Genomic DNA, 12,658 nt, shown 5'->3' with positions numbered 1-12,658 from the left:
GCCGCCCTCGCCTCCGACCGTCGGATGCGGGAGAATCGCTGCCGTGTTCGACGAGCGCGACGGTGACGATCCAGCTGCGACGGTCGCGCGCTCGGTGACCGGGTCCCGCGACCTCGCGCGGTTGAGCGACGAGGAGCTGGTCGAGGTCGTGCGCGAGGCGCAGGCAGCCGGGGACGTGGAGCGGGCAAGGCGCGCGCTGGAAGTCTTGCTCGGCGGCTACTTTCCGCACCTCAAGAAGCGTGCCCAGCTGCGGCTCGCCGGCGACCTCGCCTGTCACGCCGAGGACGTTGCCCAGGAAACGCTGAGCGACGCGACGTCCAGCCTGCTCGCGGGCAAGATCGACGCAAGCAGGCCGGGATCGTTTCGCGCCTGGCTACACCGCGTGCTCGACCGTCGGATCGACGACTTTTTCCGACAGCACTACCGCCGCCAGGAGGCGCAGCTTCAGGACACGCCCCTCGACGCTTTCGAGGCAACCCTGTCCGGCGAAGACGGTCGCTTCGCCGATCGCATGCACGAGCGGGAGACGCTCTTCGCGGAACTGCGGGCGCTCAACGAGCATCACCGCGCGGTCGTCGTGGCGGTCGAGCTCCGCGGCGACGCCCCTGCCAGCGTGGCCGCTCGAATCCCGGGAATGACTGTGGACAACGTCTACCAGATCTGTTCGCGCTTTCGCAGACAGTTACAGCAGAGTCTTCGCGGACGAACCGAGGGCGAGTGACAGCGCGATCGGACAGCTCGCAGGTCGACGGGGTGCTCGAGCGCGTCCGCGCCTTCGTCGCCGCCTTCCATGCCGGCGAGGATCCCGACCCGCACGAGTTCTGTGCGGGGCTGACGGGGGCCGAACGGGAAGCGGTGCTCGCGCTGATCGACGTCTATCTAGCCGAAGCGCCGCGCACGCCGCCGCCGGCGGATGCCGATCCACTCGTCGAGCGTGTGGTGGAGCGCGCCGCCCGGTCTTTGCGCGGGCGATCGGGGCTGTGGCCGCTGGTGCTACCGGCGCTGCGCGAGCGTGCCCGCAAGCTGCGACGCGACGTCGCGAACGAGCTGGCGGCGCGACTGGGCGCTGTAGGCCGCGAGCAGAAAGTGGCCGGCTACTACCACCAGATGGAACAAGGCACGCTCGACGCCGATCGCGTCTCCGACACGGTGCTCGACGCGTTGGCCCGGGTGCTGGGGACGACAGCCGCCGATCTGCGTGCGGCGGCACGCTCGCTGGCACCCGCCTCGCCGCTGAGCGAACCTGGGATGGTGTTCGCCCGCGCCGTCGACGGCGAGACCGAGCCGCGCGAGCAGCGACATCCGGGCGGTCGGCAGCACGACGGCGAGCAGTTCGACGAAATCGATCGCCTCTTTCTCGGCGATCCGCCCCACGAACGGTGAGCACCCAGCGCTGCGACGCGGCCTCCGAGCCCAGAAAGCGCGGTCACGCGGGCGCGACCGCGGGCGCGCTGTCAGAACCGTCGCTTCTCGAACGACCCACCGGGCGTAACCGATGTCGTGGGACGCGAGTTCGTGGACTTCGCCGAGCTCTTCATACGCCTCGGCCCCTTCAACGGCGACGACGACGTGGTGCGCAAGCTCGCGGTGCTCGTCGCCCGAGACGAGCACTTGCGCTGTCGCATCGACGAGGTTCTGCGCAGCGCCCCGCGCTGCGACTGCACGTTCGAGCACAGCGTCCCGCCGGGGCGGTGGCCGCGGTCGTTCACAGCGATGAGCGCCAGCCGCAGCGCTGACCAGCACTTCGCCTTCGAGCGCGCCGAGCGCGCCGCGCAAGCGTTGCTCGACTCGGTTCCGGGTTTCGTCTGGGACGGCGTGCGGCTGCCGGTGCCGGTGGAGGACATCGCCGATTCGGTTCTGTGCCTGCGAGTGCGCGACGTCGCTGACCCCTCGGCGGCACCCGGCCTTCCCGGCGAGCTGCGCGGACAACGGATATCGGGACTGCTGTTGCCCGATCGCGGCGAGATTTGGGTAGCGCGAGACGAAGCGCTCCAGTGGCCGGCCCGACGGCGCTTCACGATCGGCCACGAGATCGGCCACTGGGAGCTACACCGCGAACGCCACTTGCCGGTGTTCTGCCGCAGCGAAGCGCTCGCCGAGCTGGCGCCCGGCTCGCACGGACACGCAGCGCCCCCGTTCACGGGCGGCCGAGCCCCCGCTTCCGGCGACCCTGCTGCCGCGGCTACCGGCAAGCCCGCGCACCCTGACACTGGCGGTGGGGGCGGCGGCGAGCTTCATCCGCAGCGCGAACACGAGGCGAACGCGTTCGCGGCCGCGTTGCTGATGCCGGCCGAGCTTCTGCGCCACCACTACGAGCGGCTGCGAACGAGCGAGTCGCCCAGCCTGTTCGCCGACCTCTGCGCGCTGTTCGACGTGTCGGGGAAGGCGCTCGAGCGCCGGCTAGCGGTTCTCGGTCTCGCCAGCGCGAGCGAGTGACTTCACGGCTCGCGTGGAACAGCGCTCAGCGCGTGGCAAAGCACACCCGCGATCTGGATGGTGCCTGCGCGTGCCGCGGGCAGCGCCGTCATGTTCAAGAAGCCGTGCAGGTGCGGGTGACGGTAGGCCGACACGGGAACGCCCGCGGCGCGCAGCCGCCGCGCGTACTCCTCTCCCTCGTCGCGGAGCGGGTCGGCGGCCGCGGTCGCGACATGCGCCGGCGGCAGACCGGCGAGGTCCGGCTCGCGCAAGGGCGAGACGCGGGGATCGCGGCGCAGCTCGCGATCCGGGACGTAGTGATCGGCGAACCAGTTCATCTCCTCCTCGGTGAGGATGAAGCCACGGGCGAACGCGCGCCGCGAAGGGAACTGGTCGAAAAGCTCGGTCGCGGGGTAGATCAGAAGCTGAAAGCAAGGCAGTGGGCCGCCGCGGCGGCGGAGCTCCTGGCAGACGACCGCGGCGAGCGTGCCGCCGGCCGAGTCGCCGCCCACGGCGATGCTACCCGGGTCGGTGGAGAAGAGCTGCGGCTCCGCCGCGACGTGCTCGAACGCAGCGACCGCATCCTCGACGGCGGCCGGGAAACGGTGCTCGGGAGCGAGCCGATAGTCGACGGAGAGGATGCGAACGCCGCTGGCGTGCGCCAAAAGACGCAGCGGAGCGTCGTGCGTGGCGATCGACCCGAGCACGAACCCACCGCCGTGGAAGTAGACGAGCAACGGACCCGTCGACGGTGCCTGCTGCGGGACGTAGAGGCGCGCACGCAGGCGCACGTCGCCCACCGGCAGCGTGTGCTCGAGAGTCGTGACGGGAAGGTGCTCGCGCCGCGTCACCGAGTCGACCTGCGCGTCGAAGAGCGACCGTGCGGCCGCTACCGGCAGCGTCTCGATGCGCGGCAGCGGGCTGCGCTCGGAAAAGCGGGCGAGGAGCTGCGCCTCAGGCTCGAGGTCGGGCGCGGCCGCCGGCGGCGGCCCGGCGAGCTTCGCAAGCGCCGGGCGCGGCAGGCGCCCGAGCGAACGCACCAACGGCTTGGCGAGACGCGCTTGCAGATCTGCGGGCGGCACGTGCGCAACCTACACGACCGCCGCGGCCGCTGGGAGTGGCTGCGAGCGGTGCGCAGGCACACAGCGGCAGCGCGCGTCTCGCGCGGCGGGTGGAGCCACGGCGGCACCGACGGGCGGCACCGGCCGGCGGTCGCGTGAGCGGAGGTTACGGCCTGAGGTCGCGCCCGGAGTCGCCGCTACGCCTTCCGTAGCGCGGTCGCTGGCGGTAGCTTGACTTGTGATGTCCCCCACCCCGCGCCGTGCCCGGAGGGCGCCCAGTTCGAGCGAAGACGGTGGTAGCTGTGGCGTTCCCAACGCGACTGTCGTGAAGCTCGCCGGACGCGGCGCCCTGGTCGCCTTCGCAGTCGGCACAGGGATCGCCTGTGCGGGAGCGACACTGGCGGCACGAGCGCTCGCGAGTGGCGCGCGCGTAGAGACGGCACGGACGAGGTCGAGCCCGGCGCGGATCGAGGTCGCGGTGCGCGCGCGCACGTTCGCGGTCGGCGCGCGCCGCGCGATAACTCTCGGTTGTCCGCGCAACACGCTCGCCGCGTCGGGGTACGCCGTGCGCTTGCGGCAGGTTCGACTGCTCGCGACCCGCCCGGCGGGCCACAACCTGTGGCGCTTCGACCTCGGCCCGACAGCGGTGCAGGGCGGTCGCGCAGTGCTCGCGCTGCGCTGTCTGCGCCTGCGCCTGCCGCCCGGGGCGCGCGTCGAGCTCCAGGCCGCCGAGCGCTACGAGCCCTTCGCGCTGTCCGAGCTGCCGGCGACGGCGACTGCGACGTGCCCATCCGGCTTCGTCGTCACCGCCGCCGGTTACGAGTTGCCGCCACGAGGCGCGCGTGTCGTCGCGGTGCGTGGAAGCCGCTCGCAGGCGAGCGTTGTCTTCGCGCCCGAGCCGGCGGAGCCGGGCGCAGGCGCGAGGGTGGCTGGCTGGGCGCGCTGCCTGCCGGCGCGTTTCCGAGTCGAGCGTGGCGGGCGTCCTAGCAGCGTCGCACTCCGCACCCGGGACGTCGCGATCGAGCGCACCTTGCGGCGCTCCGACACCGTCGTTACGCGATGCCCGTCCCGTTCGACGGCGCTCGCCGCGTTCGCCGAAGGACCCGCGGGCGCCGAGATCGTGCCGCTTTTGCGTTCCCCGCGCAGCGCGGCTGCTACCACGTCAGCACCGGGACGGGTGCGGCTCGTCGTCCGCTGCCTGTAGCGCGGGCTACGATCCGCGCGTGCACTTCGAGCTCACGGACGAGCAACGGGCGATCCGCGCGCTCGCGCGCGAGTTCGCCGAGCAGGAGGTGCGTCCGCTGGCGCCCGAGCTCGACGAACAAAAGCGCTTCCCCTACGAGCTCGTCGCCAAGCTGGCCGACCTCGGGCTGATGGGTGTCCCCTACCCGCAGGAGTGGGGCGGCGGAGGAGCCGACACGCTTTCGTACGCGCTCGTGATCGAGGAGCTCGCGCGCGTCGACGCGTCGCTGGCGATCACGGTCGCTGCGCACACGAGCCTCGGTACCTACCCGATCTATGCCTACGGAACGACCGCGCAGAAGGAGCGCTGGCTTCCCGACCTCTGCTCGGGCCGGCGGCTCGCCGCCTTCGGTCTGACCGAACCGGAAGCCGGCTCGGACGCCGGCAACACACGCACCACGGGGCGGCTCGAGAACGGCGAGTGGGTGATCGACGGTGCCAAGCAGTTCATCACCAACGCCGGCACCGAGATCAGCGCGCTCGTCACGATCACCGCGCGCACCGGGCCAGACGAAATCTCGAACATCGTCGTCCCAAACGGAACGCCCGGCTACACGATCGGTCCGCCCTACCGCAAGATGGGCTGGAACGCCTCCGACACGCGACCGCTCGCCTTCGACGGTGCGCGCGTGCCCGAAGACCACCTGCTCGGTGAGCGTGGCGCGGGCTTCCGTCAGTTCCTAGCGACGCTCGACGGCGGTCGCATCTCGGTGTCGGCGCTGGCGGTCGGTCTCGCCCAGGGGGCGTTCGACGAGGCGCTCGCCTACGCGCGCGAGCGCCAGGCGTTCGGCAAACCGATCTCCAAGTTCCAGGCGATCCAGATGAAGCTCGCCGACATCTCGGCCGAGATCGAAGCCGCCCGGCTCCTCACCTACAAGGCGGCGGTCCTGAAAGACCAAGGCAAGCCGTTCACGCTCGCCGCCGCCCAGGCGAAGCTGAAAAGCGGGCGCGTGGCCGTCCGTGCCTGCGAAGAGGCGGTGCAGATCCACGGCGGCTACGGCTACATCGAGGAGTACCCCGTCTGCCGCTACTACCGCGACGCGAAGATCTTGACGATCGGCGAAGGAACCGACGAGGTCCAGCAGCTCGTGATCGCGCGGGCGCTCGGCTGCTAGCGGCGTGGCGGGCACTAGGCGGTCGCTGCGGCGAAGCTGCTTGCTTTTGTTCCTGCTCTGTTTCGGGGTCTATCTGTCGACGATCGGCCTGAAGGCGTTCGGCACCTCGGAGTTCGGCGGCGACGAGCCGCACTATCTCCTCGCCGCCCACTCGCTCGTCCACGACGGCGACCTAGACGTCTCCGACGAGTACAAGAACCGCGCCTACCGTCCCTTCTACCCCTACGCACTCGACCAGCACGGCGAGCCCGGCGCCGACGGCGCGCTGCTCGAACCGCACGGTGTCGGGATGCCGCTTTTGATCGCCCCCGCCTACGCAGTCGGCGGCGCGCGCGCCGTCGAAGCGTTCCTTGCCCTGCTCGCCGCGCTGTGCGCGCTCGTCGTTTACCAGCTCGCGCGCCGTGTCGTGCCCGATCCGTGGGCGGCCGGCGCGACGGTCGCGGTCTTCCTCTCGCCGCCCCTCCTCGCCTATTCGACCGCGGTCTACCCGGAGCTCCCGGCGGCGCTTCTGCTGGCCGTGGCGGTCACGGTCGCCGTGCGCGCCGCCGAACAGCGACCGCGCGCGCGCGAGGTGCTGGCCGGCGCGCTCGCGATCGCGGCGCTGCCGTGGCTTGGCACCAAGTTCGTGCTCCCCGGTGCGGTCGTCGCGGTGTGGCTGTGGCGCACGCTGGCGCGCTCGCGCCGACCGCGGCTCGCCGCTTTGTTCGTCAACGTGCTCGCTGTCGCTGCCGTTGCGTACGTGCAGGTGAACCGCACCCTCTACGGCGGTCTCAGCCCCTACGCCGCCGACCGTGCCGGCGAGAGCGCCACCGACGCGGCGTTCCCAACCGGCTATCTCGAGCGCGTCTACCGCTTCGCGGCGCTCTTTCTCGACCGTGACTACGGGCTTCTGCGCTGGGCGCCGATCTTCGCGCTCGCCTTTGCCGGCGTGTACCTGTTGCGCGCCTCGCGCCGCCAACGGCTCGCGCGAGCGCTTCCCGAGCAGGCGCGTGCCGACCGCTGCGCGGCTCTCTGCGCCGCCGTTTGCGGCGCGCAGCTCGCCGTCGCGGCGCTGCTCGCCCCGACGATGTTCGGCTTTTGGTTTCCGCCCCGCCATCTCGTCGCCTGTCTGCCGCTCGCCGTACCGCTGGTGGCGTGGGGCACGCGGCGGCTGCCGCGCACGGCGCTGCTGCTCGGCGGGCTCGGAATCGCTGCGAGCGTCGCGGTGTGGTGGCGGGCCCGCAGCGGTGGCGGCCTCGTGATCGGGCGTCCGGAGACGGCGCCGCTCGGCCCGCTCGTCGACGCCCTCCCGCTCTACGGCACCGGGTCGGCCTGGCCCTACCTGCTGGCGCTTGGCTGCGCGCTCGCTCTGGCGGCTTTTCTCGCTGCTAGCGAACTCCGCCACTCTCGCCAGACCGCCGGCAGCACCCGTGCCAAGTACTCGGGGTAGCGCACGAACGAGCGCCCGGTGCTGCGCCGCCGCCAGCCGATCGGCACTTCGAGCGGCTCGATGCCCGCGCCCCACAGCGCGAGCGTCAGCACCTGGGCGTAGTTGTAGTCGTGGCGGATTCGCGCGGCCTGCAGCGCCCGCTTCGAAAAGGCGCGGAAACCGCTCTGCCCGTCGGTCACCACACGCCCGCCCATGAGGCTTCCGAGCACCGCGCTGCCGATGCGGTTGGTGAGCGCGCGATGCCACGTCATCCCTTCGCGCCGCCCGAGGAAGCGACTGCCGACCACGTAGTCGGCGCGCCGGCGCGCGATCGGGTCGAGCAGACGGGGGATCTCGCGCGCGTCGTACTCGCCGTCGGCGTCGAGGTAGACGCAGGCGTCGTAGTCCTCGTCGCGCGCGACAGCCAAGCCGCTGCGCAGCGCCGCGCCCAGGCCGCGGCCGCGGCCGTGGGCGAGGACGCGCGCTCCCGCCTCGCGGGCGATACGGGCGGTGGCGTCGGTCGAGCCATCGTCGACGACGAGCAGGTCGAGCTCGAAACCGCAGGCGCGTTTCGGCACCGCTGCGAGCACCGCACCGATCGTGGTCTCCTCGTTGCGCGCCGGCACCACGGCGAGGGCACGTCCGCGCAGCGACGGTTCGACCGCTCCGGGTGGCTCGAGCTGCGGCACGAGCGGTCGTCCACGTGCCGCGTTTGGGGCTGGAACGCCGAGCAGTGCGGCGACGGTCGCCGCGAGCTCCAGCACCGACCGCTGTCCCCGCACGACGGCGCCCGGTACCGCACCCCTCCCCCAGATCGCGAACGGCACCGGCCGCTCGCCCCAGTCGAGATGGCCGTGGCCGCCGATGCCCCGACCCTGCCCGTGGTCGGCCATGACGATCACCGTGGCCCGATCGAGCTTGCCGAGCGCCGCGAGCTGGGCGAGGAACTCTCCGACCAACGCATCCGACCGCTCGAGCTGCTCGAGGTACTCGCGGTTGCGCACTCCGCGCACGTGCCCGATCTGGTCGGTGGCGAGCAGCTGCAGAACGAGCAGCTCGGGATCCTCTTCGCGCACCACACGCAGGCCCTCGGCGACCAGCGAACGGTCGATCGCCGCGGTCGCTTGCACGGACGTGACGGTGCTCACCTCGCCGCCGGGGAACGGGTCGAGCAGGTGGGCGATACCGACCAGGCGGCCGCGCATGCCCGCGCGCTCGAGGGTGTCGAAAAGCGACTCGCAACGCACGCCAAGACGCGGCGCGAAGTTCGAGCGCATACCGTGCTCGGCGGGGGTGGCCCCGGTCAGCATCGACGAGAAGCAGACGACGGTGCGGGCCGGGTAGGCAGGCTCGACGCCCAGGTACTCGGTACCCGAACGGAAGAGCTGGTCGAGGTGCGGGGCGTGCGCCTGCCAGAAGCGCTCGCGGTTGAGGCCGTCGACAACGATCACGTAGACGCGCTCGGCGAGGCGCGAGCCCGGGGTCGCGCTGGCCGCCATGCGCTCGGGATAGGGCGGCAGCCGGCGCTCGAAACGCCGCTGCCAGAACGCGCCCAGCGCTGCGACAAGCACCGCAGCCAAGCCGATCCGTGGCCCGGCGACCGCGGCCGGCTCGAGCGCCGCGGTCGTGGCGGCACCGAGCGCGAGCACGAGCTTGGGGACCTGCTCGAGCGCGTTGCCGCTCGTCGGGTCCGAGTTCGTGAGGACAAGACGCCAGAAGCGCAAAAAGTTCGTCCAGGGCGCCCCGGTACGCAAGCGGTAGTAGACGGTGCCCCACACGACGACGGTGAAGAAGACGTAGCCGCCAAGCGCCCCGGCGAGCATTCCCGGCGCGCGCCACGGCTTGAGCAGCGCCACTCCTGCGATCGCGGCAAGCCACAAGAGCGCGCGCCCGCGCAAGGGGAACTGGTAGCGGGCGGAGACGAGCGAAAAGACCAGCGCCGCGCCAGATGCGGCTACGTAGGGACCGTCCGGCGCGAGCCCCAGCGGCAGCGCGCAAGCGAGCACGAGCTGCGGATAGACGACGCTGAAGGGACGCCCTTCGTTGAAGACGTTCCAGAGGCGCGCGGCCCAGATCTCGAACAGCCCGGCGTGCACAGCGGCATCGTATTTAGGTGGGCCTAATAGAGGCGGTGAGGTAGTGAGGGCCGAGCGTGCGGCGCCGGCGCCGCGGCGCGGTCGCGCCTCAAGCGTGGCCGATGACGATTCCGACGGCCGCGACGAGCGCACCGCCGAGCGTCACCTGGACGAGAGATAGGGCGAGCGGCACGCGCATGAAGAGGCGGCGAATCAAGGCGATGGCGACCAGCTCGACGCTGACGACGGCGTAAGCGAGCGCCAGCGCGTGGTCGACGTCGGCGATCAAGAACGGCAGAGCGTGGAGCGATCCGCCGATGAAGGTCGCGACGCCAGTGACCGTGCCGCGCACTAGCCCCGATCCGCGGCCGGTGACCGTGCCCGGGTCCGAAAGCCCCTCCGAGAGCCCCATGCTGATGCCGGCGCCGAGCGCCGTCGCCAAGCCGACGAGCAGCGCTTCGCGCGAACCGGCGAGGTAGGCGGCAGCGAAGATCGGCGCGAGCGTCGACACAGTGCCGTCGATCAGCCCGACGAGCGCCGGCTGGACGAAGCGCAGCACGAAGCGTTGTTCGTCGATACCGCGCCCGAGCATGGGGATCTGGACCTCTGCCATTTAACCGTACTTATAGCAACTCAATTAAGATAAGGTGCACCTAAGATACTGAACGTGACCAAAAGAGCGCCGGGGACACAAGACACAGCAGGGGAGCCGCTCGCAGCTGTGCTGCGCAAGCGCGGACTGCGCACCACTCCCCAGCGCGTCCTGATCGAGGATGCGCTCCACAGCATCGGCCGCCACGCCACCGCCGACGAGGTGCGAGCCGCGGTCGCCGAGCGGCTCCCGAACTGCACCACTCCGACGGTCTACGCGACGCTCGAGCTGCTAGTCGAGCTCGGACGGGCGCGCAAGGTGCAGGTAGGCCATGGCCCGGCCCGCTTCGACCCGCGCACCGATAATCACGCTCACTTCCTGTGCACGGAGTGCGGTGGGATCGAGGACGTTCCGCTCCCCGACAGCGACCGCCCAGCTGCGCTCGCGCTGGCCGCGGCGAGCTCGGCAGGGCACGAGCCGCACTCGGCCGAGCTCGTTATCGAGGGCCGCTGTGCCCGCTGTCGCCGCGAGCGGGGTCGTACTGCCAAGGGGCAGGCGACGGCTTCTCGTCGTCGGCGTCGCCCTCGTCGCTGACGATCCTGCGCGCCTCGGGCGTGTCCTCGCCGATCCGGTGGGGTCCCGTTTTGTCGCGGAACAGGTCGACGTCGGCTCGCTCGATCAGCGCCCGCCGATCGCTCTCGACGGCCTGCGCGATACCGCACGAGACGCGGATCGGCCGTCCGTCCGGCGCCTGGCAGGAAGCGGCTACGAGCTTGCGCACGCGGTCGCGCAACCGCTGCGCACCGGCGTGATCGGTCTCGCGCAGGATCACCGCGAACTCGTCCCCGCCCCAGCGGTAGCAGGCGTCGGTCGCGCGCGCAGCTGACGCAAGCGCGACCGCCACTTGGCGCAGACACTCGTCGCCGGCCGGGTGCCCCCAGGTGTCGTTGATCTCCTTGAAGCGATCGACGTCGAGCAGGAGCAGCGACAGCGTCGATCCCGACCGTTCCAGCCGTGACAGCTCGAGGTCGAGCGCCTCCTCGAACGCACGGCGGTTGCCGAGACCGGTGAGCTCGTCGATCCGCGCGAGCCGCCGTGCCTGCGCTTCGTTCTCTCCCGAGATGATCCGCTGCAGGCGTACGTACGTCATCAGGATCAGGAACGCGCCGCTGAGCGCGTACCAGGGCAACATGTGGCTGAGCAGCAAGAGCAGCTTGTCGTAGCTGTAGGGCTCATAGAGCAAGGGGCTCAGGATCCCGAGCGAGATCAGGCCCAGAAGCGGCAGCGCGCGCCGCGCCGGGTGGATGCCGGCGGCGGGGATCAGAGCCAGCAGGTAAGCCTGGTTGAAGGGCGAGGAGGTACCTCCCGACTGCCAGACGAGCAGCGCCAGCATCGGGATCAGCGCGGCGTTCAGCACCCAGAGCTGGCGGAACGTGACCCTGTCGCTGGCGAACAACCAGTAGGCCGCCGCTAGCGAAAAGCCCGCATAGGCGAGCTCGAGCAGGAAGGCACCGAGCTTGAGCCCCTGCGCCGGGATCGCGACCACGAGCAGCATCACGCCCACGACGACACCGATGATCAGCGTGAGCGCCATCATCCGCCGCGCGTTGCGCAGATCGGCGCCGGCGTAAAGGTCGTCGCGCTTGGTTACAAGCTCGCGCAGCGCGGCACGAAACTCGCGGTCCGCGCCCTCTCTCCCGCCGATCATGTTCCCTAGATCGGCGCGGCCAGAGCCGAACTTCAATTCGGCACCGCGGCACTGGCCGCTACGGCCAGGAGCCGCTCGGCAGCGCTCGATGGGTCGAGCCGCCGGGCCGCTACCTCGTCGAGCAAGCGAGCGAGCTCCGGGTCGTCGCGCAGCGCGCCCTCGAGCCGTTTGCGCAGGCGCGCGCTGGCGATCGTGAGCACCTCGCTCACGAGGTTGCGCCGGCGCCGCTCGGCGAGCTCGCCAACCGCCCCGAGGTAGTCGCGGTGTTCGGCGATCTTCGCAGCGAGCTCGTCGATGCCCTCGCCGCGCGCCGCTTCGGTGCGCACGATCGGAACGCGCCACCCGCCCTGCGGACCGAGCGCCAGCACCCCGCGGATCTCGCGCACCATCGTCTCGGTGAGCGGATGATCGGCTTTGTTGACGCAGATCACGTCGGGGATCTCCATCACCCCCGCCTTGAGCGCCTGGATCGAGTCGCCCGACCCGGGGATCAGCACGAGCACGACGGTATCGGCGTGGTCGACGATGTCCACCTCCGCCTGACCGACGCCCACCGTCTCGATGAAGATCTCCTCGCGCCCGCTGGCGTCCATCAAGAGCACCGCTTGCAGGGCCGCCTCAGCTAGCCCGCCAAGGGCGCCGCGGTTGGCCATCGAACGGATGAACACACCGGGGTCGAGAAAGTGCTCGGAGAGGCGGATGCGATCGCCCAGCACGGCACCCTGCGTGAACGGCGAAGACGGGTCGACCGATAGCACGCCGACCGACTTGCTTTGTGCCCGCGCGTGTTCGACGAGCCGCCCGATCAGCGTCGACTTACCGGCCCCCGGCGGACCGGTCAAGCCGACCGTGTGCGCCCGCCCGGTGTGCGGGAAGAGCGCGCGCACCAGCTCCCACCCGCGGGGGTCGTCGTTCTCGACCAGCGATATCGCCCGCGCGAGCGCCCGGCGATCGCCGGCGGCGACGCGCTCGGCAAGTTCGTCTACGGTCTGCGTCGAACGAGCCATCGCGAGGACTGCCAGCGTACCTGGCGCGGGTCGGG

General features: G+C 71.2%; 12 protein-coding genes. 7 read left to right on the top strand and 5 right to left on the bottom strand.

What is annotated here, in order from left to right; translation table 11 throughout:
• Positions 1-43 precede the first annotated feature (43 nt).
• The 3 genes from JDY09_RS02085 to JDY09_RS02075 all read left to right on the top strand — a co-directional run bounded on the left by JDY09_RS02085 (position 44) and on the right by JDY09_RS02075 (position 2,436).
• The gene (locus JDY09_RS02085; protein ID WP_274717348.1) at positions 44-721 is read left to right on the top strand and encodes an RNA polymerase sigma factor; all 678 of its coding nucleotides are present in this window, start codon (positions 44-46) and stop codon (positions 719-721) included.
• Positions 718-1,383, top strand: a complete 666-nt coding sequence (locus JDY09_RS02080) for a hypothetical protein (RefSeq protein ID WP_274717347.1) — start codon at positions 718-720, stop codon at positions 1,381-1,383. The genes JDY09_RS02085 and JDY09_RS02080 overlap by 4 nt, the downstream gene beginning before the upstream one ends.
• A 117-nt stretch (positions 1,384-1,500) precedes the next feature.
• The gene (locus tag JDY09_RS02075) at positions 1,501-2,436 is read left to right on the top strand and encodes an ImmA/IrrE family metallo-endopeptidase (protein WP_274717345.1); all 936 of its coding nucleotides are present in this window, start codon (positions 1,501-1,503) and stop codon (positions 2,434-2,436) included.
• 2 nt (positions 2,437-2,438) lie between these two features.
• Here JDY09_RS02075 and JDY09_RS02070 read toward each other — a convergent pair whose 3' ends face one another.
• Complete coding sequence (locus tag JDY09_RS02070; RefSeq protein ID WP_274717343.1) at positions 2,439-3,497, bottom strand: alpha/beta hydrolase; 1,059 nt, start codon at positions 3,495-3,497, stop codon at positions 2,439-2,441.
• 304 nt (positions 3,498-3,801) lie between these two features.
• Here JDY09_RS02070 and JDY09_RS02065 point away from each other — a divergent pair, with 304 nt between their 5' ends.
• The 3 genes from JDY09_RS02065 to JDY09_RS02055 are packed head-to-tail and all read left to right on the top strand — an operon-like array spanning position 3,802 to position 7,262.
• The gene (locus tag JDY09_RS02065) at positions 3,802-4,680 is read left to right on the top strand and encodes a hypothetical protein (protein WP_274717341.1); all 879 of its coding nucleotides are present in this window, start codon (positions 3,802-3,804) and stop codon (positions 4,678-4,680) included.
• 19 nt (positions 4,681-4,699) lie between these two features.
• Complete coding sequence (locus tag JDY09_RS02060) at positions 4,700-5,833, top strand: acyl-CoA dehydrogenase family protein (protein WP_274717339.1); 1,134 nt, start codon at positions 4,700-4,702, stop codon at positions 5,831-5,833.
• A gap of 4 nt (positions 5,834-5,837) precedes the next feature.
• Positions 5,838-7,262, top strand: coding sequence for a hypothetical protein (locus tag JDY09_RS02055; RefSeq protein ID WP_274717338.1), 1,425 nt, complete (start codon positions 5,838-5,840; stop codon positions 7,260-7,262).
• On the opposite strand, the gene JDY09_RS02050 is transcribed toward JDY09_RS02055, so the two are convergent.
• Positions 7,151-9,337: a glycosyltransferase gene (locus JDY09_RS02050; RefSeq protein ID WP_274717337.1), complete on the bottom strand. Its 2,187-nt coding sequence runs from the start codon at positions 9,335-9,337 to the stop codon at positions 7,151-7,153. The two genes, JDY09_RS02055 and JDY09_RS02050, sit on opposite strands and share 112 nt — an antisense overlap.
• A gap of 88 nt (positions 9,338-9,425) precedes the next feature.
• On the bottom strand, positions 9,426-9,929 hold the full coding sequence (locus JDY09_RS02045; RefSeq protein WP_274717336.1) for a hypothetical protein: 504 nt from the start codon (positions 9,927-9,929) through the stop codon (positions 9,426-9,428).
• A gap of 54 nt (positions 9,930-9,983) precedes the next feature.
• Here JDY09_RS02045 and JDY09_RS02040 point away from each other — a divergent pair, with 54 nt between their 5' ends.
• Positions 9,984-10,502 (top strand): Fur family transcriptional regulator, encoded by a 519-nt coding sequence (locus JDY09_RS02040; RefSeq protein ID WP_274717335.1) that lies wholly within the window; start codon positions 9,984-9,986, stop codon positions 10,500-10,502.
• Here the strand turns inward: JDY09_RS02040 and JDY09_RS02035 are convergent.
• Both JDY09_RS02035 and meaB read right to left on the bottom strand, forming a co-directional pair.
• On the bottom strand, positions 10,405-11,616 hold the full coding sequence (locus JDY09_RS02035) for a GGDEF domain-containing protein (RefSeq protein ID WP_274717334.1): 1,212 nt from the start codon (positions 11,614-11,616) through the stop codon (positions 10,405-10,407). The genes JDY09_RS02040 and JDY09_RS02035 overlap by 98 nt on opposite strands.
• 32 nt (positions 11,617-11,648) lie before the next feature.
• On the bottom strand, positions 11,649-12,623 hold the full coding sequence (meaB, locus tag JDY09_RS02030; protein ID WP_274717333.1) for a methylmalonyl Co-A mutase-associated GTPase MeaB: 975 nt from the start codon (positions 12,621-12,623) through the stop codon (positions 11,649-11,651).
• Positions 12,624-12,658: the final 35 nt, after the last annotated feature.

This window comes from Thermoleophilum album, assembly GCF_028867705.1.
GTDB lineage: Bacteria > Actinomycetota > Thermoleophilia > Solirubrobacterales > Thermoleophilaceae > Thermoleophilum.
Note: the sequence above shows the minus strand (reverse complement) of the source record. Positions and strands in the feature narration are given on the sequence as shown.

What these genes read in the sequence shown, in the direction of transcription:
- JDY09_RS02045 (WP_274717336.1), bottom strand. Translation starts at nt 9,929, where the DNA reads ATGGCAGAGGTCCAGATCCCCATGCTCGGGCGCGGTATCGACGAACAA.
- JDY09_RS02035 (WP_274717334.1), bottom strand. Translation starts at nt 11,616, where the DNA reads ATGATCGGCGGGAGAGAGGGCGCGGACCGCGAGTTTCGTGCCGCGCTG.
- meaB (WP_274717333.1), bottom strand. Translation starts at nt 12,623, where the DNA reads ATGGCTCGTTCGACGCAGACCGTAGACGAACTTGCCGAGCGCGTCGCC.